Origin of the sequence: Neisseria dentiae (genome assembly GCF_024580525.1) — a bacterium.
Taxonomy (GTDB): domain Bacteria; phylum Pseudomonadota; class Gammaproteobacteria; order Burkholderiales; family Neisseriaceae; genus Neisseria; species Neisseria dentiae_A.
Window position 1 is genome coordinate 39801 of record NZ_JANIKQ010000009.1, and the last position, 20384, is coordinate 60184.

Sequence of the window (20384 nt, forward strand, 5' to 3'; positions counted from 1 at the left end):
CTTTCTACAAGTTTTTGCGTGTTAAGAAGTATTCGGATGCCATCCGGCGCCAGGCCGGTTAAACGTCCATACCGCTGACCAGCGGCACGAAATTGGCTTCCTGCACGCAGGTTTCGCGGTAGCCTTGCGGTGTTTTTTCAATCAGCCACAGATATTGGATGCCGCCCTCGTCGAGCGGCAGCACCATGCGCCCGCCGATGGCGAGCTGCTGCAACAGCGCCAGCGGGATTTCGGTGGGCGCGGCGGTAACGAGAATGCCGTCAAACGGCGCCACTTCGGGCAGCCCGAGATAACCATCGCCGCACACCAACCGTGCTTTGGCCAGCAAGCCGGCCGCGCGCAGGTGCTGTTTGGCACGCTCGTGCAGCGGGCGCAGGCGCTCCACCGAGAAGATTTCCGGCAATTCCAACGCCAGCAGCACGGCCGTCTGATAGCCGCAGCCGGTGCCGATTTCCAGCACGCGACGCATGTTTTGTGGGGTGTTTCCCAATAATAGTTCCGTCATCTTGGCAACGGTGTAGGGTTGGGAAATGGTTTGCCCCAAGCCCAGCGGCAGCGACATTTCGTCGTAGGCGCGGGTTTGCAGGGCTTCTTCTACAAACAGGTGGCGCGGCACCCTGCCCATGGCCTGCAACACCAGCGGCCCGATGCCCATTTGCGCGAGGCGGTCGGTCATGCGGCGGCGGCGGTTTTCAAAACCTGTCCAGTTGGTGTGCATCAGGGCATCGCTCCCTGCCAAAAACCTGCCACGCCTGCCATGGTGTCGTAGTCGGTCAGGTCGATTTGCAGCGGCGTAACCGTGATGTAGCCCGCCTCGCTCTCGGCGAAATCGGTGCCGTTTTCGCGGTCGGAAATATCGCCGACCGGGCCTATCCAATAAACCGCTTCTCCGCGCGGGTTGCGCGCGGGCACCACGTTCTGCACATGGTGGCGGCGGCCCAAACGGGTGATTTTGCAGCCCTGGATATCTTCGGGGGCGACGGCGGGAATGTTCACATTCCATAAAACCGGCTGTTCGGGCGGATTTTTCAGCAGGTGCGACAACATAATCCAAGCGGCTTTTTCGGCGGTTTCCCAATAGCGGCCGCTGAAATCGTTAAGCGAAAAGGCCACGGCGGGAATGCCGAGCAGGTAGGCTTCGGTTGCCGCCGCCACGGTGCCCGAATAGAGCGTGTCGTCGCCCATATTGGCGCCGTTGTTGATGCCCGACAAAACCAGATCGGGCTTGAACTCGGGCAGCGCGTGCAGGGCGAGGTGGATGCAGTCGGTGGGCGTGCCGCTCACATAATAAAAGCCGTTGTCGGCTTCGCGCATATGCAGCGGGCGGTCAAGCGTGAGCGAATTGCTCACGCCGCTGCGGTCGCGCTCGGGCGCCACCACGCGCACATTGGCAAATTCCGCCGCCACCCGCGCCAAAATGGCGATGCCGGGCGCAAGATAGCCGTCGTCGTTACAAATCAGAATATTCATGGTTGACCTTATTTTCAGACGGCCTCAATTTTACTGGCAGGCTCGGGGGTTGTCTATTTCGCCGGCATCGCCCGCCGATGTTTACGGCAAACCCGACAGGCCGTCTGAAACGGGTATAATCAGGCAACTTCACCATCTGCACCCATCTTCAAATGGACTACGAAATTCTGATTATCGGCGGCGGTTTGGTCGGCGCCGCCGCCGCCGTTGCCCTCAAACGGCAGGGGCGCAATGTGGCGCTGGTTGAAATCCGCCCGCCCGCAACCGACTCCGCCTTTCTCGAAAACGGCTGGGACGCGCGTATTTATGCCGTCAGCCCCGCCAACCAGGCTTTTTTGCAATCGCTGGATGCGTGGCCGTCTGAAAGCCGCGTGCAGGCGGTGCGGCGTATGGACGTACGCGGCGACAACGGCGGCCGCATCGAATTTAACGCCGCCGATGCCGACGTGCCGCGCCTCACGTCGATTATCGAAAACCGCTGGCTGCTGGCGGCGTTGTGGCGGCAGATACGCACACTGGGCATCCCCGTGATTACCGAAGCCGCCGCTTCGCTCGCCACCGATATTCAGACGGCCTCGCTCACGCTGCAAAGCGGCGCGGTGCTCACGGCCAAATTGGTTATCGGTGCCGACGGCGCCGGTTCGTGGGTGCGCACGCAAGCCGGCATCGCGGTTAAGGAAACGCCTTACGCCCAACACGGCGTGGTGGCGAACTTTCACACCGAACTCGACCACGGCGGCACGGCCTTCCAATGGTTTGCAGGCGGCGACGTGCTGGCCTACCTGCCCCTGCCCGGCCGCAAAATCTCCATCGTTTGGAGCACCGGCGAACCCGAACGGTTAACCGCGCTCGCTCCCGAAGATTTGGCCGCCGCCGTTACCGAAAAAGGCGGCGGCGTGCTCGGCACACTCTCGCCGCTCTCGCCCGCGTTTGCCTTCGACTTGGTGCTGCGCCGCCCCGAAACCACCGTGGCGCAGCGCGTGATGCTGATCGGCGACGCCGCCCACACCATCCACCCGCTGGCCGGGCAAGGCGTGAACTTGGGCTTCGGCGACGTGATTGAGTTTGCGCGCATCAGCCGCCACGCGCCCGACGCAGGCGCGCACCAGCTGCTGAAACGTTATGCGCAAAACCGTTTGGAGCCGGTACGCACCATGCAGCTCGGCTGCGACGGCCTGTTCCGCCTGTTCGGCACGCAAACCCTGCCCGCCCTGCCCTGGCTGCGCAATGCGGGGCTGAATCTGGTTAACGCCGCGCCGCTGCTGAAACACCGCTTAATCAAACACGCGATGGGTTTGTAAGGCCGGAAACCTTTGCGAAATTCAACACCGACTGCCAAACCTGTTCCGTCATACTCGGGCTTGTCCCGAGTATGACGCAGATTTTTTAAGCTGTTGAAATTTAGTGGCTTAAAAAATCTCGGTTGATACAAAAAGGCCGTCTGAAAACACAAAATTCGTTTTCAGACGGCCTTGATTATTCAATATTAATGAATGCTGCCGAACCTGCCGCTGTTGAAATCGTTGATGGCTTCGCGGATTTCTTCGGCGGTGTTCATCACAAACGGGCCGTAACCCACCACCGGCTCGGCAATCGGCACGCCGGAGAGCAGCAGGATTTTCACTTCTTCGCTGCCTGCGGCAATGCGCACTTCGCCGCCACCGTTTTCAAAGCCGACCAACTGGCCCGCACCCGCTTGGTCTTTGCCGTTGAGGGTTACGTTGCCCCGCAGCACCACCAGCGAAAGGCTGTGGTTTGCAGGCACGCTGATAACGGCTTCTTTACCGGCGTTCACCACCACATCCCACACGTTCATTTCAGTGAACGTTTCGGCCGCACCTTTCACGCCTTCGTAATCGCCGGCAATCAGGCGCAGGTGGCCGGCGTTGTCGGGCAGCGCCACCACGGGGATATTTTCTTTGGCCAGATGCTGGTAGCGGGCCGGGGTGTTTTTATCTTTGGCGGGCAGGTTCACCCACAATTGCACCATTTCAAACATACCGCCGTTTTTGCTGAATGCTTCGGAATGGAACTCTTCGTGAATGATGCCTGCACCGGCGGTCATCCATTGCACGTCGCCTTCTTTGATCACACCGCCGCCGCCGCTGGAATCGCGGTGCGCCACCTCGCCCTGATAGGCGATGGTTACGGTTTCAAAGCCTTTGTGCGGGTGCTGGCCGACACCGCGCGGGCTGGAAATCCTGTCCGGCTCGAACACGCGCGGGGCGGCGTAGTCGAGCATCAGAAACGGGTCGGTGCCGCGGTCTTCGCCCATGTGGGAAAACAGGGGCTGCACCAGAAAGCCGTCGCCCACCCAGTGTTGGCTGTTGGCACGGTAGATTTGTTTAACGTTACGCATTTGGTTTCCTTTCGATATTGTAATAATCAATAATTCATTATTCGGGAGGCGGTTACCGAACCTGCATGCCGGCGGCCTGTGCTTCGCGCAGCTTGGCGGGGGTAACGTCGTTGCCTTCGGTGTCGATAACGGTTAGTGTAGACAGCATATTGGTGAGCTGGCCGCACACTTTGCCGATATAGGCTTGGCGCAAAACCGCGCGTTCGGCCAGCTCCGCTTCGGTTAAGCCGGCGGTTTTGGCTTTGCGGGCCAGTTCGTTGATGCGGTCTAATTCTGCGATACGCATGATGCGCTCCTTTCGTTTGGTTTGGCCGTCTGAAACCGTTTCAGACGGCCTTTTGTTTATCATTCATGCCTGCAAATTTTTATTAGCAGAAAAAACTTATTTTCGGAACGAGGCAGCAAGCCGCAGACAGTACAATTAGTACGACAAGGCGCAGCAACGAAGTGCCGGAAATAAAGTTTTTTTGCTATAGGCTTTTTGTTTCGTTAGGCGTATTATACGCAGTACAAATATTTATACAAGTACGCACATTTTGTATACTGTTAAACCCAAGAACAAAAAGGACACGATATGCAACAGCCTACCCGAGAATACGAAACCTGCTGCCCCGTGGTGGCCACGCTAGACATTATCGGCGGAAAATGGAAAGTTTTGATTTTATACCATTTAAACACCCAAACCCGCCGCTTCAACGAATTGCAGCGGCTGATGCCCGCCATAACCCAGCGTATGCTCACGCTGCAACTGCGCGAACTCGAAAACGACGGCATCGTGCACCGCGAAGTGTATCCGCAAGTGCCGCCGAAGGTGGAATATTCGCTCACCGAATTCGGCCTCACGCTGATGCCCGTTATCGAAGCCATGCACCGCTGGGGGCAGGAATATGCCGCCGAATGCGTGAAACATCAAAAAACAACCGACCATGCCGTCTGAAAACGGCTTGGCCATCAGCTTTTCTGATGAAAGCCATTAAAATAAATAATTTTACAAAAAACAGCATCTTACAATAAATTCGGCAGGCTTTTTTGCTGCGGATGCGCCGCCAGATGCGGCCATAGCGCGCAGCCGGCACACCACAATAACATACCAAAGGAGAAACCATGTCCGACAAGCTGATTCTGGTCTTAAACTGCGGCAGCTCTTCATTGAAAGGCGCGTTAATCGACAACCACAGCGGCGAAGTGATTTTAAGCTGCCTGGCCGAAAAACTGACCACGCCCGATGCCTACATCACCTTCAAATATTTCGAGCACCCCAACGTCAAACCTGCCGACCGCGCTTCATGGTTTAACGGCCGCGCCGACGGCGACAAACACGAAGTAAGCCTTTCGGGCAACCACGACCACACCGGCGCCGTGCAGGCCCTGCTGGTCGAACTCAAAACCCACGACCTGCAAAACCTGGTGAAAGCCATCGGCCACCGCGTGGTGCACGGCGGCGAAAAATACAGCGGCTCGGTGGTGATTACCGACGACGTTATCGCCACCCTCGAAGAATGTATCCCGCTCGCCCCGCTGCACAACCCCGCCAACCTCACCGGCATCCGCGCCGCACAAAGCATCTTCCCCGAACTCACCAACGTGGGCGTGTTCGACACCGCCTTCCACCAAACCATGCCCGAGCACGCCTACACCTACGCCGTGCCGCGCGAGCTTTACCGCAAATACGGCTTCCGCCGCTACGGTTTCCACGGCACCAGCTTCCGCTACGTCGCTCCCGCCGCCGCACAGATTCTCGGCAAAAACGTGGAAGACTGCGCCCTGGTGATTGCCCACTTGGGCAACGGTGCCTCGGTTTGCGCCGTGAAAAACGGCGAATCGAAAGACACCAGTATGGGCGTTACCCCGCTGGAAGGCTTGGTGATGGGCACGCGCAGCGGCGACATCGACCCCAGCACCTGTTCGTTTCTCGCTGAAAACGCCGGCATGGACGTGAAAGCCGTAACCGACCTCTTAAACAAAAAATCCGGCCTGCTCGGCATTTCAGAGCTTTCCAACGACTGCCGCACCATTCAGGAAGCCGCCGACGAAGGCCATGCCGGCGCCAAACTCGCGCTGGAAGTGATGACCTACCGTTTGGCAAAATACATCGCCTCCATGGCCGTGGCCACCGGCGGCATCGATGCCCTCGTGTTCACCGGCGGCATCGGCGAAAACTCCAACGTGGTGCGCAGCAAAACCGTGGGCTACTTGGGCTTTTTGGGCTTGACCATCGATGAAAAAGCCAACGACGCCACCCGCTTCGGTGCCGCAGGCATCATCAGCGAAGCCGGCAAAACCCCCGCGGTGCTGGTTGTGCCCACCAATGAAGAGCGCATGATTGCGATGGACACCGGCCGGCTGGCGGGTTTATAGAACGGGCGGTTTACCGTTCGAGCCGTAAAAACAGATTTTGTAAAAATATCAGGCCGTCTGAAAAAATCTTTTCAGACGGCCTGATACCTTTGTGCAATTCGTTTCGGTATCTTAAAACCCCTGTGTCATGCTCGGGCTTGACCCGAGCATCTTTTTGTTTCAAAAGAAATAACAGATACCCGGGTCAAGCCCGGGTATGACATATGTACTTTTATTAAGGCTATAACGGATTACATTCCCTACTACGCCAGCGTAGCCACCAACACGGCTTTAATGGTGTGCATACGGTTTTCGGCCTGGTCGAACACCACCGATGCCGGGCCTTCAAACACTTCTTCGGTTACTTCCACGCCGTCCATGCCGAAGGTTTGGTTGATCCAACCGCCGATTTTGGTTTCGCTGTTGTGGAATGCGGGCAGACAGTGCATGAATTTCACTTCAGGGTTCCCTGCCGCCGCCATCAGCGCGGCGTTCACCTGATAAGGCGCCAACAATTCGATGCGCTCTTTCCACACGCTTTCCGGCTCGCCCATCGACACCCACACATCGGTGTGGATATAGTCGACGCCGTTAACCGCTTCCTGCGGGTTTTCGGTTAACAGCAGGCGCGCGCCGCTTTTTTCGGCGGTTTCGCGGGCTTTGGCGACTAGTTCTTCAGACGGCCACAAATGGCGGGGCGCACCGATACGCACGTCCATGCCGAGAATGGCGCCGCCCAAAAGCAGCGAATTGCCCATGTTGTAGCGCGCGTCGCCCACATAAGCATAGGCGATTTGGCGCAGGGGTTTGCGGCAATGTTCGCGCATAGTGAGCATATCGGCCAAAATCTGAGTGGGGTGAAATTCGTTGGTGAGGCCGTTATACACGGGCACGCCGGCATATTTGGCCAGCTCTTCCACGATTTCCTGGCCGAAGCCGCGGTATTCGATGGCGTCATACATGCGCCCCAGCACGCGGGCGGTGTCTTTGATGCTTTCTTTGTGGCCGATTTGGCTGCCGCCCGGTTCGAGATAGGTTACGTTTGCGCCCTGGTCGTAGGCGGCCACTTCAAACGCGCAGCGGGTGCGGGTGGAGGTTTTCTCAAAAATCAGCGCGATATTCCTGCCCCTCAGCCTGCGCTCTTCGCGGCCGCTTTTTTTGGCGGCCTTCAACTCGGCGGCAAGGTCGAGCAGATATTCGATTTCTTCGGGGGTGTAGTCCAACAACTTCAGAAAATGGCGGTTTTTGAGGTTCATAGCGGTTGCTTTCTTGGTGGGTTTCAGACGGCCTTCTGAACGGCAACGGTTTGTTTCGGATAGTAATGGATTTCGGCTGTTATCACAAACCGTTGCGCAACGGTTTTTGACGGAAATTAAACTGCTTTCAAACGGTAAAGGCTGGTGGTTTCCCTACTGCGCGCGAAAGCCAGCGGGTCGTCGGCATCGGCGGCCTTGCGGTGTGCGGGCACCGTTTGCAGAACATCTGCCACAGCCAGCGAGGCCGTCTGAAAGCATTGTTGCAGAAAATCGGCTTGGCGCAGGTGCAGGTGTTCGGCCAAATCCGACATCACCAGCCAGGCTTCGCCGTTGGGGTTCAACCGTTCGCGCACGCCGTTTAAAAAGCCTTGCAGCATGGCATGGCCGGGATCATAAAGCGCGGCTTCGACGGCTGAAGTGGGTTTGGCGGGCAGCCACGGCGGATTGCAGACGATTAAATCGGCGCGCCCCTGCGGGAACAGATCGGTTTCTTCAATCTGCACGCGCCCGCCATACCCCAAACGCCCGATATTGGCGCGGGCGCAAGCGATGGCACGCGGGTTGGTGTCGGTGGCGGTGATATGGGGAATGCCGCGCGCCGCCAGCAGAGCGGCGATTACGCCAGAACCCGTGCCGATGTCGAACGCGCTTTCGCAAGGTTCGGGCAGCGGCGCACGGGCAATCAGGCCGAGGTATTCGCCGCGCAAAGGCGAAAACACGCCGAACGGCACATGAACGGCGGCATTCAGCTCCGGCACGAACACGCCTTTTTTGTGCCATTCGTGCGCGCCGATAAAGCCCAGCAACTGATTGAGCGGCAGCAGGAAAGGCTTGCTGTTCGGTTCGCCGTACACATCGGCCAGCACACCGCGCACATCCGGCGCACGCGGCAGATCGAGGGCAAAACCCGCACCGATTTCCACCGCCAGCATATTCAGCACGCGGCTGGTTTGCGCCTGCCGCATACGGTGGTTATGAAAGGCCGTCTGAACATCCGCCTGCCGGGCAACGGGTTTGCGCACGCGTTTTTTCATTGCCGCCAACACCTGCTTGGCGTTGTGAAAATCACCCGTCCACACCGTGGCGGTGTGCGCATACGCCTGCTTCAAAACCGCATCGGCGCCACATTCGTGCAGATAAACCGCCTGCTGCGGCGGCTTTTGCGTGCTTTCGTTGCGCCATTCGGCGGAGGTTTCGCGGTTGGTGGGAATCAAAACAGGCATGGCGGTTTGGCGTGAACGCAAAATTAAAGAAGTGGAGTTTACTATATTTGACCGGCGGTGTTTGGCTTAATGGATATTTGAATTTCAAGCGCTCTTGTACCTTTGCCTAACCAGACAATAAAGGCCGTCTGAAAATACGGCAGCAATGTAGAAGTACACTACCGCGGTTTTCAGACGGCCTTTGTTGATGCTTGAAACAAGCGCCGGATTAAGCCTTTTCTTCGGGATCGTTCAACGCGTTGATGCTGTAACCGCCGTCAACATAAGTGATTTCGCCGGTAATGCCTGAAGACAGGTCGGACAGCAGGAAAGCGGCGGTGTTACCCACTTCTTCGATGGTTACGTTGCGGCCGAGCGGGTTGTGCGAAGCCACATGGTTGAGCAGTTTGCTGAAATCGGCAATGCCCGAAGCGGCCAGCGTTTTGATCGGGCCGGCGGAAATGCCGTTGCAGCGGATACCTTCTTTGCCCAAGCAGGCGGCGGTGAAGCGGATGCCGGCTTCGAGGCTGGCTTTGGCCATGCCCATCACATTGTAGTGCGGAATCGCACGCACCGCGCCCAGGTAGGTGAGTGCGACAATCGAGCCGTTGCGGCCCTGCATCATCGGGCGGGCGGCTTTGGCCAGCGCGGGCAGGCTGTAGGCGGAAACTTCGTGGGCGATTTTAAAGGCTTCGCGGCTGATGCTGTCTAAAAAGTCGCCGTCGAGCGCTTCGCGCGGGGCGAAACCGATGGAATGCACCAAACCGTCGAGGCCGTCCCACGCTTTGCCCAAGTCGGCAAAAGTTTGTGCGATTTCTTCGTCGCTCTGCACGTCGCAGCGGAACACCAGCTCCGAACCCAGCTCGGCGGCCATTTTGCGCACGCGCTCTTCCAGTTTGTCGACAACATAAGTAAACGCCAAATCCGCGCCTTGTTCGCGGCAGGCTTTGGCAATGCCGTAAGCGATGGAACGCTCGGAAATCATGCCGGTGATGAGGATTTTTTTACCTTGCAAAAAGCCCATGTTGATTATCCTTAAGTAGAGGTTTTGCGGTTTGCTTAAAACGGCGCATTATATCAAAACACGCGCTTTCGGCATAGAAAACAAATGTTTTGGGCGGATGAGGCCGTTTTTCAGGCCGGCTTGCCGAACACTTGCCCGTATTCAGCCGCCTGAAACCCTGCATAGCAGCGGCTGTTGCGGCACAAAACCGGCCTTTTGATCAGGCTGGGGTGGGCCGCCATCAGCTTCACCGCGCCCGCCTGCGTATCTGCTTCGGCCTGCTCGGCGCCGCTGAGTTTTCGCCAAGTGGTGCCGCGCTTGTTCAGCAGGGTTTCGAGCGGAATGTGTTGCAGCCAGCTTTCAATCAGCGCTTCGTCGGGCGGCGTTTTTTTGAAGTCGGAAAATTCGTAATCCACACCGTTTTCGGCCAGCCACGCGCGGGCTTTTTTCACGGTGTCGCAGTTGGGAATACCGTAAACCACAGTCATTGTTTTTCCTTCCATACGTTCAGACGGCCTGATTGTAAAACCGCTGCGGAGGTTTGTCATGCGGCAAAAAAAGAGCTATGCTTTTTTTAACCGCATTATCGATATGGAGCCAAACTATGTATAAAACCGCTTTTGCCGCTTCCGCCGCCCTGCTGCTGGTCGCCTGCTCGGGATCGCAGCCCGACAAAGCAACTTTTGAAAAAGCCATCAACCAATATTCGGCCGCGCAAGGCGTGTGTATGCCTTTGGTTTTGGATGTGGAAAACGGCTTGTTAACGGGTGCGGCCGTGGTGGGCGAGCCGCTGGTGAAAATCGCCGAGCGCGATTCGGAAGGTCGGAAAATCAACGAATCCGCCCTCAAACAAATGCGCCTGCTCGATAAAGAAGGCTTCTACAAACAGGCGCGCGCCGAAACCGTGCCCTCGCCCGAAAACGGCCGTGAAATCAAGGTGCAGGTTTACGAGTTAACCGACAAAGGCAAGGCACAGGCCCGCCCCGGCCCCGACGGTGCGCGCTTCTGCATCGGCTCGCTGAAAGTGGAAAAAATCAACTGGTTCACCGAGCCTACGCCCGCCGACGGGGTAACCGTGTCGAAAGTGTCTTACGAAGCGAGGCTGGAAACCGCCAAATGGGCCGAGCAGTTTATGCGCGAAGGCGGCAGTAACTGGAAACACCCCGATGCCACGCGCACGCTGGTGGCAACGATGGTGAAAACCAACGACGGCTGGCGCGATATCCGCGAACTGCGCTGAGTGCCCGCCAATTCGCTGCTTGGCAGATTTTGACTATAAGCAAGTGCGCGTATTGATAAAGGCCGTCTGAAAACCCTGCACCGGGCAGGAAATGTTTCAGACGGCCTGAAATTTTCGTTTTTTAATTCTGCCGAAATTCCGGCTTGAGGACTTTGCAAAATCAGTCGATATTTAAAGCCTCTGCGTCATGCCCGGGCTTGACGATGGTTGGATATTTCAGACGGCCTTAAGGTATTTTTGCCAAGTTCTTGGCCTTTATCCGTTATATCAATCTGTCTGCTTTATAAAAAACACATTTTCCGAAAAACGCCCGCCTTTGCAAAATATCCGGCCTGCTAAATATGTGCCAGCAAATCCAAAGGTTTATCAATCGCCACATCATACGGCCATTGGGCGGTGTTGTCGTCGGCCGCGATGTAGCCCCAGTTGGCGAGCACGGTTTTCATGCCGGCGTTTCTGCCCGCCTGCATATCGCGTTCGGCATCGCCCACATAAATGCAGTTGCCGGGCTTCACGCCGATTTGTTCGCAGGCATAAAACATGGGCAGGGTGCTGGGTTTGGCTTCGGCGCAGGTGTCGCCGCTTACCACCACGGCGGGCGGCACGGTAAAGCCGAGTTTGGGCACCAGGCGGTGGGTGAAGGTGTGCGGCTTGTTGGTAATGATGCCCCAGCGGATATTGCGCCCGTTTAATCCGGCTATCAACTCGTTGATTCCGTTAAACAAAACGGTTTCTTTATCGAAACAGCGTTCGTATTCGGCCAGGTATTCCTGCCGCCATACGCCGTGCTCGGGGTGGGTTTTGCCGATACCTGCGCCCATTAAAATCAGGCCGCTGGCGCCGTGGCTGGCAACGGGGCGGATTTCGGCCATGCTTTTTTCGGGCAGGCCGCGGCGGCGCAGCAGGGTGTTGAGCGCACCGCCCAAATCGAGCGCGGTGTCGGCAAGTGTGCCGTCCAAATCGAATAATACGGCTTCGGTCATGATGAATGATTCCTTTATGAATGTAAGCGGCAGGCCGAGACCTTTACAAAAATACTTAAGGCCGTCTGAAATATTTCAGACGGCCTAGGGCGTGTAGTCAGAAGGCTTGTGGAGCGGTTTTTTGAGGAAAAATCCGCAGATGCAAGGCAAAAAGCGCAGCAAGATTGAACATCTTGCGAGCATTTTAGCTTCGCAAGTCCGCTACGCTACCTAACGCCGCAGATGCGGATTTTAACCAAAAATACCGCCGCAACGCCTTCTGACTACACTCCCTAGTTTATTCAGGCATATCCTGTTCGTTCAAAATCGCCCGAATCAGCGCCACGGCGCCATCGTCGGCCAGTTTTTTGGCGACGGCGCGGCCGAGCGCGTCGGCATAGGCCAGCGGGGCCTCGGCTTCGGCCTGCAACACCACCGAGCCGTCGGGATGGCCGACCAGCGCGCGCAGGGTCAGCAGGCCGTTCTCTTCGGTGCAATAGGCGGCCAGCGGCACTTGGCAGCTGCCGTCCAACGCGCGGGCGAGCGCGCGCTCGGCGGTAACGCAGGCGTTGGTAACGGGGTGGTTGAGCGGGTTGAGCACTTCGAGCAAATCGTAGCGGTGGGCGGCGATTTCTATGCCCAATGCGCCCTGCCCTGCGGCGGGCAGGCTTTCGGAAGGCGGCAGAATCAGGCAGATGCGTTCGTTTAAACCCAAGCGCTGCAAACCGGCGGCGGCAAGGATAATGGCATCGTATTCGCCGTTATCCAGCTTGGCCAAACGGGTTTGTACGTTGCCGCGCAGGGGTTTGACGGTTAAATGCGGAAAACGGGCGCGCAGCTGCGCTTCGCGGCGCAGGCTTGATGTGCCGACCACCGCGCCGGCGGGCAGGTCTTCCAAACGCTCGAAGCGGTTGGAAACAAACGCATCAAACGGATTGGCGCGCTCGCCGATGGCCGCCAGTGCAAAGCCGGGCGGCAGCTCCATCGGCACGTCTTTAATCGAATGCACGGCCAAATCGGCGCGGCCGTCTTGCAGGGCCTGTTCCAACTCTTTGATAAACAGCCCTTTGCCGCCGATTTTCGACAGGGTTTTATCGAGAATCTGGTCGCCGCGTGTGGTCATGCCGAGGATTTCCACTTCGCAATCAGGGTAAAGCTGTTTCAGACGGCCTTGGATATGCTCGGCCTGCCACATGGCCAGCGCGCTTTCGCGGCTGGCGATAATGAGTTTTTTCGGAGTCATGTTTTGCTTTGAAAAACGGGTGAAACGGGGCGCATAAGTCTAACACAAACTTTCTACCGCCACCGCCTGATTGTAGCGCCCCAGCGGCCCGAAACCGTTACCGTTGTTTTGGGCTTTGGTAAGGATGCGGCCGTTGATGCACACATCGTTCAGGGTAACGTTATACGCGTTTTGCCCGGCGCGTACCCGCGCGGCCTCGTCGGCGAGCAAACGGCTGTTGCCGGTCAGATAATAAGCCTGGTTTTGATAAACGAACTCGGCCCGCTCAAACGAAAAATGCACGCTGCCCTTCATCTGCTCCGCGTCGGCCTGCGCTTTGTGGAAACAAGCGCCCGCAAGCAGGATGCAGCCTGCCAACAAAATCTTTTCCATCAATCTGCCGCTCCGAAATCGGGTGTGCCGCAATGGTAACACGCACCCGATAAAGTTTCTTAGCTTTCAGACGGCCTTATGCTATATTGCCGTCTGAAAAAACACCGGCCTTAATCATGAAACGCGCCAAAAAATACCCTTTTCTCAAATTGCAGCGGCAGCGCTTTGCGCTGCATTTCAGCAACCAAAGCAACATAAACGGCCTGCCCGCCGAACGCGATTTCTACCGCTGGATATGGTATGCGCTGAAACACCGCTTCCGCCGTGCCGAAATCAGCCTGATCCTGCTTGATGAAGAAGCCGCCCGCGCCTACAACCGCGACTACCGCGGCAAAGACTATGCCACCAATGTATTGAGTTTTGCCTTCAACGAAGGCGAAATTTTTCCCGATCAGCTTTCAGACGGCCTCTACGGCGATTTGGTTATCTGCCCGCAAGTGGTGCTCAAAGAAGCCGCCGAGCAAGGCAAAACGCCCGAGCAGCATTTCGCCCACCTCACTCTGCACGGCACGCTGCACCTGATGGGCTACGACCACATCGACGAGGCCGAAGCCGAAATCATGGAAACACTTGAAACCCGCCTGCTGAATCAGTTAGGATACCCCAACCCGTATGTTTGATTAGGATTGAACACCAAAATGGACGACAGCCAGTCGAAACCTTCTTTTTTTGAACGCATCATCTCCCGCATTTCGGGCGACGCCCCCGATTCCGCCGAAGACGTCGTCAGCCTGCTGCGCCAAGCGCACGAGCAGGAAGTGTTTGACGGCGAAACCCTGCAACACCTTGAAAAAATGCTGGATTTCGCCGAACTCGAAGTGCGCGACGCCATGATTACCCGCAGCCAGATGGATGTTATCAAAGCCGGCGAGAGCATGGAGCGCATCATCGCCTACATCATCGAAACCGCCCACTCGCGCTTTCCCGTTATCGGCGAAGACAAAGACAACGTGCTGGGCATCCTGCACGCCAAAGACCTGCTCAAATACGCCCTCAGCCCCGAACAGTTCAACCTGCAAAGCATCTTGCGCCCCGCCGTGTTCGTGCCCGAAAGCAAACCGCTCAACGCCCTGCTGAAAGAATTCCGCGAGCAGCGCAACCACATGGCGGTGGTGGTGGACGAATACGGCGGCATCTCCGGCCTGGTTACGTTTGAAGACATCATCGAACAGATTATCGGCGACATCGAAGACGAATTCGACGAAGACGAAAGCGCCGACAACATCTTCCCCGTTTCCGCCGAACGCTTCCGCATCAACGCCGTTACCGAAATCGAAGACATCAACGAATATTTCGGCACCGACTACAGCGACGAAGAAGCCGACACCATCGGCGGGCTGGTGATTCAGGAAATCGGCCACCTGCCCGTGCGCGGCGAAAAAGTTATTATCGGCCCCCTGCAATTCACCGTCGCCCGCGCCGACAACCGCAGGCTGCATACGCTGATGGCGATTCGGGTGAAAGAATAGCTTAAGTTAAACTGCCGCTTAGCATTCGAGGCCGTCTGAAATGATTTTCAGACGGCCTCGAACTTTTTTAATATACGGCTTTCGTTGAGGTTAAAGATATGGGGTTTCCGTCAAACTCGAGACAAGCCCGAGCATGACGTAACTATGTGTTTTTCTTAAGTCAATTGGCTAAAAGCACATTAATCACCCAACAGCGCGATATCTGCCACCGCATTCATCTGCCCCGCCAACTGGTTGAGCAGATTCAGGCGGTTTTGTTTCACGGCCGCGTCGTCGGCCATCACCATCACGCCGTCGAAAAAGGCATCGACCTGCGGCTTGATGGCGGCCAGCTCGGTTAAGGCCGTCTGAAAATCTTGCGCGGCCAGCGCGGCATTGATTTTCGGCTGCAAGGCTTGCGAAGCGGCAAACAGCGCCTGCTCTTCGGCCTGCTGCAACAGGTTTTCGTTGACTGCGCCCAGTTGGGCATCGGCTTTTTTCAGCAGGTTTTGCACGCGTTTGTTGGCGGCGGCCAGCGCGGCGGCTTCGGGCAGCTTTTTAAATGCTTCTACCGCTTGCAGCTTGGCAGGCAGATCGTTGAGGCGGTCGGGGCGCTTGGCCAGCACGGCAGCCACCACGTCGTGCGGGTAGTCGTTTTGCAGCAGCACCGCCAGCCGTGCCTGCATAAATTCGGCCACTTCGGCCAGCGTATTGCCGGCCAGCTTGCCGGCGGGGAAAGTGGCATAAGCGGCTTGCAGCACGTCGCTGATGCTCAAATCGCTGTTCATCAGCATGCGCAGAATGCCCAAGGCGGAGCGGCGCAATGCGTAGGGGTCTTTGTCGCCGGTGGGAATCAGGCCGATGCCCCAAATGCCTACCAGCGTTTCCAGTTTGTCGGCCAGCGCGGCGGCGGTGGCAATCTTGCCTTCGGGCAGTTTGTCGCCGGCAAAGCGCGGCCAATAATGCTGCTCGATGGCGTTGGCGATTTCTTCGCTCTCGCCGTCCAAGCGGGCGTAGTATTTGCCCATCGTGCCTTGCAGCTCGGGGAATTCGCCCACCATTTCGGTTACCAAATCGGCTTTGGATAAGCGGGTGGCACGCTCGGCGGTGTCGGCATCGGCGCCCAAGGCGGCGGCGATGTGGCGGCTGATGGCGGCCAGCCGTTCGATGCGTTCGGCCTGATTGCCCAGTTTGTTGTGGTACACCACTTGCGACAATTTCGGCAAACGGCTCTCGAGCGTGGCTTTTTGGTCTTGCTTGTAGAAAAACTCGGCGTCTGCCAGCCGCGCGCGCAACACGCGTTCGTTGCCGCGGATAATGTGCGACGGGTCTTCGGCCTGCAAATTGGACACCAGCAGGAAGCGGTTGATGAGCTTGCCGGAAGCATCCAGCAGCGGGAAGTATTTCTGGTTTTGCTGCATGGTGAGAATCAGGCATTCCTGCGGCACGTCGAGGAAGTGTTCTTCAAAACCGGCTTCCAGCACCACCGGCCATTCCACCAATGCGGTAACTTCGTCGAGCAAGGCTTCGTCGGCGGCCACCGTGGCGTTCAAGCGGCCTGCCTGCTGGTTTAAGGCCGTCTGAATGGCGGCTTTGCGCTCGGCAAACGAAGCGATTACCTTGCCTTCGTTTTTCAGTTGTCCGGCATAAGAGTCGGCGTTGGCCAACACAATTTGGCCGTCTGAAAGAAAGCGGTGGCCGAGGGTGAAGTTGCGGCTCTGCAAACCCAATACGTTGACAGGCACCACTTCGCTGCCGTGCAGCGCCACCAAGCCGTGCACCGGGCGCACGAAGGTGTGGGTGCTGCTGCCCCAGCGCATCACTTTCGGAATCGGCAGTTTTTTTACCGCCTGATTGAGAATGTCTTCCAGCAGTTCGCCCAAAAGCTTGCCGGTTTGGGTGTATTCATAGGCAAACACGTCCTGCTTGCCGTCGTTGATGATTTTCAAATCTTCGATTTTGGCACCGGCGCCGCGGGCGAAACCTTCCAAGGCTTTGGTGGGCGCGCCGTCTTTCATGCCGCCTGCCACTGACGGGCCTTTTTTCACCACCTGCTGGTCGGCCTGCACGGGCTTCACGTTTTTTACCTGCACCGCCAAACGGCGCGGCGAAGCATAGGCGGTGTAGTCGGTTTCGCCATCGGTTAACTGCACTTTTTCCAGCCCTTCGGCAATGGCGGCGGCAAAATGGTTGCCGAGATTATTCAGGGCCTTGGGAGGCAGCTCTTCGGTTAAGAGTTCGATTAAAAGGGTTTGGGTCATTGCTTTTAGCTTTCTTTTCGTGCTTGTTCGGTTAAGCCGTAGGCCGGATACTTGTATCTGACATTCTCTATTGATTCAAAGATTCGCCAAATTCAAGAATCCGACCTACACGTCTGAAATAATGGTTTCAAGGTCATAAAAGGTAACAGGGCGGTTGGCAAAAGTAATATGTATTTTTTTTGCATATTGCTTTGTTCTCTGATTTTGCTTTCATCAACAGCATTGTTGATATGGCGGGAAATAACAGATTGGTCTCTGTCGACCAGTTGTGTTATCTGTGTCTGCGATAGCCAAACGGTTTCTTGGACGAAGCGCACTTCCACTTGGGTTTTCTCGTATTCATAAGTGTTTTTTATGGGTTTGTCGATATGTTTTTCAGACAGCCTATGGCCGATTATGATGCAGGCAGTCTGAAAAAAGATGGGCTGATTATACGTAAACTGAAGCGGTCAGTTTTTCCTGCTTTTAAAAATAAAAAATTTGGCACTTAAAAAATTTACAACCATGCCCGCAATACTACCTGCCGCTACGCCGATGATTGGGTATTGAGCAGAGGCGGCACTTTGCGAAACCAAAAGTATATAAACTACTAAGTTGATCATACCGCCGCCTATCATACACAGAAAATAATAGGCAAATTCCTGATTCCATTGACGATAGCGCTTTTCGTGGAACGTAAAGCTGCGGTTGAGCAGCCATGTAACCCATACGGCGGCAACAAAGGAAAACAAGCGTGCCCAATACAGGCCGATAGTTCCCTTTAGCAGGTAAAGCACCAGTGTATCGGCAATAAAACCTATTCCGCCAACCATACCGAACAAGACGATTTGGCGCAAAGCAGAATGGTTTAAAGCAGTTTTAATCATGGCGTACGGCGGTATTCAGGTAAAACAAGCGTTTGTTTTCACGGCGGCCGGTGGTAATACCGTTGAGAATCAAACCAGTAAACAGACAAGCTACGGCAATCAGCATTAAGGATGCAGCCAGTAATGCGGTGGGTAGTCTCGGTACCAGCCCCGTTACAATAAATTCACCGATGACTGGCAAACCGAACAATACTGACAGCAAGGCAAACGCCGCGCCGATAATACCGAAAAACAATACCGGTTTTTCCCGCATAAACAGACGGATAATCATATTCAGAATGCGAAATCCGTCTTTATAGGTTGAGAGCTTACTTTCCGAACCCTCGGGGCGTTCGGAATAAACGGTCATCACTTCGCCGTAAGGCATGCGCAATTCCAGCGCATGTACGGTCAATTCGGTTTCGGTTTCAAAGCCTCGCGCCAGCGCAGGGAACGACTTAGCATAGCGGCGGCTGAAAGCCCTGTAGCCGGAAAGCATATCGGTAAACTGGCCGCCGAAGATTTTCATTACCGTGCCCGTGAGCATTTTATTACCCCATTGGTGACCGGATCGGTAGGCCAATTCAGCAATTTCCGGCGCAACTTCACGGCAGCCGACCACCATGTCCAACTTATTGTCAATCAATTTATCGACTAATTTATGCACAGCTTCCGCTTCGTAAGTATTATCGCCGTCCACCATCACATAAATATCCGCATCGACATCGGCAAACATGCGGCGCACAACGTTACCCTTGCCTTTGTGCTTCACAGATACGACTTCTGCTCCTGCACGGAGGGCTTCTTCAATGGTGTTGTCTTTGGAGTTATTGTCAAACACGTACAACCCGATTTCCGGCATGGCTTGTTTGAAACGGGTTACGACTTTGTAGATGGTTACGCCTTCATTGTAGCAGGGCACAATCAGGGCGATTTTTTGGTTTCTGTATAAGTGGTTCATGGTATTTTTTCAGTTAATTCAATAAATATCGGTTGGTCACGGCATTTACGAGTGCGATGCCGGAGAGAAAGATAAACGCAAACGGAAGCCACAGCTTCAATTTGGCGGTGATGTGATTTTTTGCAAAAATATGTGCGCCATCATCGGAACAAAGATATGCTACCAAAATAAAAATGGGAATAAAATACCTGCCCTGTACGCCTTGGATGGTCAAATCGTTCAGATTGGTCCATGAAACCAACAAGATAAAATGGGTCAGCAGATTAATGACAAGCAAGAGAAATATAGAAAGTACAAGCAACCTCTTGTCTTTGTTGTAATAAATAATCATACCAACAACCAGTAAGGCGGAAAAAATAAAATAGTAACCGCGTACTAAGGGGGTATCCAGCCAGCCCAGTACGCCGATAAATTGTGTCCAATAGCCGTGATTGACATCGGGATGGGACAGGGTGTCGGCGAAAATTTTCACAAGCCTGCTAGGGTTTTGCAGATAATAAACCGCTTTTTGGCCTGTTGTCATGCCCGAATTAACGAAAAAGCCTCCGTCTGCCGCGATACTTTTAAAAGCATAAACCACCCAGCCGAGCGCCGATAAAAACGTAGCGGAAAACACAACTGCTGCTTGTTTTGCCGACAATTTCCGATATAGAGCCAAAAATGGAAACAGTAGCAGAATCGGAAAAGTATTGATACGTGCTGTGATGATGGCAAAAATTACCGCAGCAAGCAAACAGGCTGTTTTCAGGTGGCCTTCTTGACTTTGCTGATGGTAAATTTTTAAAAACAGTGCGGCTGCCAGTGTGGTCAGTGCAAACGACACACCATCGGGACTGGCAGAGGTGGTTAGAAACAGTGACATCGGCAGTCCCAGCAGCATGATGACCAACGGTGGGATGGTGCGGATGCGGTTTGCCCACAGCAATAACAAAAAGCTGATGGCGATGGCGGACAATCTGGCTGCCTGATAAGTGGCGTAAGGTAATAAACCAAATAATTTGGCAATCAGTACCCCAATAGCTTGGGGAACGTAAACCAGCGGAAAATAAACCGCCGTGTTGGGGAGACTGAGCAAATCAGTTTGGTGCGTCCAAGGCAGGTGTTCAAGATGATGCTGCAATGCGCGCGTGTTTTTGAAATCATATTGGAATTTGAATTCAGACTGCATGGAAAATATCCGGGTAAACGTACTATCGACTTCGATTGCCCCACCTTTGGCAAAAATTTGGCCGTCAGCCAAACCCAAAGCCCGTCCGAAATGGTTGATTTCGTCGGGCGCTTGAAAAGAAGGAACCAATAAAGTCAGCACTACTGAGATAAAAAATAACCATCCAATCAAAACGGTATTGCTGTTTTTGCCTACTAGGGAATCATTCATGGTTTATCCGTTTTTGAAAATGAAACCGATTCAGACGGCCTGTAACA

The 20384-nt window shown here is 55.3% G+C and carries 21 protein-coding genes; 6 read left to right on the forward strand and 15 right to left on the reverse strand.

Annotated features, from left to right (window positions below; all coding sequences use genetic code 11):
• Window positions 1–58: 58 nt before the first annotated feature.
• Both NQ012_RS06910 and surE read right to left on the reverse strand, forming a co-directional pair.
• Entirely contained in the window at window positions 59–718 is a 660-nt protein-coding gene (locus NQ012_RS06910; RefSeq protein WP_085365794.1) for a protein-L-isoaspartate(D-aspartate) O-methyltransferase, read from the reverse strand.
• The gene (surE, locus tag NQ012_RS06915) at window positions 718–1470 is read right to left on the reverse strand and encodes a 5'/3'-nucleotidase SurE (RefSeq protein WP_257066866.1); all 753 of its coding nucleotides are present in this window, start codon (window positions 1468–1470) and stop codon (window positions 718–720) included. The genes NQ012_RS06910 and surE overlap by 1 nt, the downstream gene beginning before the upstream one ends.
• Before the next feature lie 152 nt (window positions 1471–1622).
• Here surE and NQ012_RS06920 point away from each other — a divergent pair, with 152 nt between their 5' ends.
• Window positions 1623–2771, forward strand: a complete 1149-nt coding sequence (locus tag NQ012_RS06920) for an FAD-dependent monooxygenase (RefSeq protein WP_257066867.1) — start codon at window positions 1623–1625, stop codon at window positions 2769–2771.
• A 185-nt stretch (window positions 2772–2956) separates the two neighbouring features.
• On the opposite strand, the gene NQ012_RS06925 is transcribed toward NQ012_RS06920, so the two are convergent.
• Together NQ012_RS06925 and NQ012_RS06930 are read right to left on the reverse strand one after the other, a co-directional pair.
• Complete coding sequence (locus tag NQ012_RS06925; RefSeq protein ID WP_257066869.1) at window positions 2957–3829, reverse strand: pirin family protein; 873 nt, start codon at window positions 3827–3829, stop codon at window positions 2957–2959.
• Between the two features lie 52 nt (window positions 3830–3881).
• The gene (locus NQ012_RS06930; RefSeq protein ID WP_257066870.1) at window positions 3882–4115 is read right to left on the reverse strand and encodes a DUF896 domain-containing protein; all 234 of its coding nucleotides are present in this window, start codon (window positions 4113–4115) and stop codon (window positions 3882–3884) included.
• A gap of 288 nt (window positions 4116–4403) precedes the next feature.
• Here NQ012_RS06930 and NQ012_RS06935 point away from each other — a divergent pair, with 288 nt between their 5' ends.
• Both NQ012_RS06935 and NQ012_RS06940 read left to right on the forward strand, forming a co-directional pair.
• Window positions 4404–4766, forward strand: a complete 363-nt coding sequence (locus tag NQ012_RS06935) for a winged helix-turn-helix transcriptional regulator (RefSeq protein WP_257066872.1) — start codon at window positions 4404–4406, stop codon at window positions 4764–4766.
• A 167-nt stretch (window positions 4767–4933) separates the two neighbouring features.
• The gene (locus tag NQ012_RS06940) at window positions 4934–6187 is read left to right on the forward strand and encodes an acetate kinase (RefSeq protein WP_257066873.1); all 1254 of its coding nucleotides are present in this window, start codon (window positions 4934–4936) and stop codon (window positions 6185–6187) included.
• A gap of 242 nt (window positions 6188–6429) precedes the next feature.
• On the opposite strand, the gene NQ012_RS06945 is transcribed toward NQ012_RS06940, so the two are convergent.
• The 4 genes from NQ012_RS06945 to NQ012_RS06960 form a co-directional block, all read right to left on the reverse strand.
• Window positions 6430–7422, reverse strand: coding sequence for an ornithine carbamoyltransferase (locus NQ012_RS06945; RefSeq protein WP_257066874.1), 993 nt, complete (start codon window positions 7420–7422; stop codon window positions 6430–6432).
• Window positions 7423–7538: 116 nt separating this feature from the next.
• Complete coding sequence (locus tag NQ012_RS06950) at window positions 7539–8645, reverse strand: class I SAM-dependent methyltransferase (RefSeq protein WP_257066875.1); 1107 nt, start codon at window positions 8643–8645, stop codon at window positions 7539–7541.
• Window positions 8646–8853: 208 nt separating this feature from the next.
• Window positions 8854–9648: an enoyl-ACP reductase FabI gene (gene fabI, locus NQ012_RS06955; protein ID WP_257066876.1), complete on the reverse strand. Its 795-nt coding sequence runs from the start codon at window positions 9646–9648 to the stop codon at window positions 8854–8856.
• 110 nt (window positions 9649–9758) lie between these two features.
• Entirely contained in the window at window positions 9759–10115 is a 357-nt protein-coding gene (locus tag NQ012_RS06960; protein ID WP_257066877.1) for an arsenate reductase, read from the reverse strand.
• A gap of 116 nt (window positions 10116–10231) precedes the next feature.
• Here NQ012_RS06960 and NQ012_RS06965 point away from each other — a divergent pair, with 116 nt between their 5' ends.
• Entirely contained in the window at window positions 10232–10867 is a 636-nt protein-coding gene (locus NQ012_RS06965) for a hypothetical protein (RefSeq protein ID WP_257066878.1), read from the forward strand.
• Window positions 10868–11202: 335 nt separating this feature from the next.
• Here NQ012_RS06965 and NQ012_RS06970 read toward each other — a convergent pair whose 3' ends face one another.
• The 3 genes from NQ012_RS06970 to NQ012_RS06980 form a co-directional block, all read right to left on the reverse strand.
• Window positions 11203–11850, reverse strand: a complete 648-nt coding sequence (locus NQ012_RS06970; protein WP_257066879.1) for an HAD family hydrolase — start codon at window positions 11848–11850, stop codon at window positions 11203–11205.
• A gap of 277 nt (window positions 11851–12127) precedes the next feature.
• On the reverse strand, window positions 12128–13072 hold the full coding sequence (gene hemC / locus NQ012_RS06975; RefSeq protein ID WP_257066880.1) for a hydroxymethylbilane synthase: 945 nt from the start codon (window positions 13070–13072) through the stop codon (window positions 12128–12130).
• 39 nt (window positions 13073–13111) lie between these two features.
• A complete protein-coding gene (locus NQ012_RS06980) occupies window positions 13112–13444 on the reverse strand; it encodes a hypothetical protein (RefSeq protein ID WP_257066881.1) in 333 nt (110 codons plus the stop codon).
• Window positions 13445–13560: 116 nt separating this feature from the next.
• On the opposite strand from NQ012_RS06980, the gene ybeY reads away from it, so the two are divergent.
• Both ybeY and NQ012_RS06990 read left to right on the forward strand, forming a co-directional pair.
• Window positions 13561–14064: an rRNA maturation RNase YbeY gene (ybeY, locus tag NQ012_RS06985; RefSeq protein WP_257066882.1), complete on the forward strand. Its 504-nt coding sequence runs from the start codon at window positions 13561–13563 to the stop codon at window positions 14062–14064.
• Between the two features lie 18 nt (window positions 14065–14082).
• Complete coding sequence (locus tag NQ012_RS06990) at window positions 14083–14913, forward strand: HlyC/CorC family transporter (RefSeq protein WP_257066927.1); 831 nt, start codon at window positions 14083–14085, stop codon at window positions 14911–14913.
• A gap of 179 nt (window positions 14914–15092) precedes the next feature.
• On the opposite strand, the gene glyS is transcribed toward NQ012_RS06990, so the two are convergent.
• The 4 genes from glyS to NQ012_RS07010 all read right to left on the reverse strand — a co-directional run bounded on the left by glyS (window position 15093) and on the right by NQ012_RS07010 (window position 20337).
• Window positions 15093–17153 (reverse strand): glycine--tRNA ligase subunit beta, encoded by a 2061-nt coding sequence (glyS, locus tag NQ012_RS06995; protein WP_257066883.1) that lies wholly within the window; start codon window positions 17151–17153, stop codon window positions 15093–15095.
• A gap of 449 nt (window positions 17154–17602) precedes the next feature.
• Window positions 17603–18019: a GtrA family protein gene (locus tag NQ012_RS07000; RefSeq protein ID WP_257066884.1), complete on the reverse strand. Its 417-nt coding sequence runs from the start codon at window positions 18017–18019 to the stop codon at window positions 17603–17605.
• Window positions 18012–18959, reverse strand: coding sequence for a glycosyltransferase (locus NQ012_RS07005; protein ID WP_257066885.1), 948 nt, complete (start codon window positions 18957–18959; stop codon window positions 18012–18014). The genes NQ012_RS07000 and NQ012_RS07005 overlap by 8 nt, the downstream gene beginning before the upstream one ends.
• Window positions 18960–18972: 13 nt before the next feature.
• Entirely contained in the window at window positions 18973–20337 is a 1365-nt protein-coding gene (locus NQ012_RS07010; protein WP_257066886.1) for a DUF2142 domain-containing protein, read from the reverse strand.
• Window positions 20338–20384: the final 47 nt, after the last annotated feature.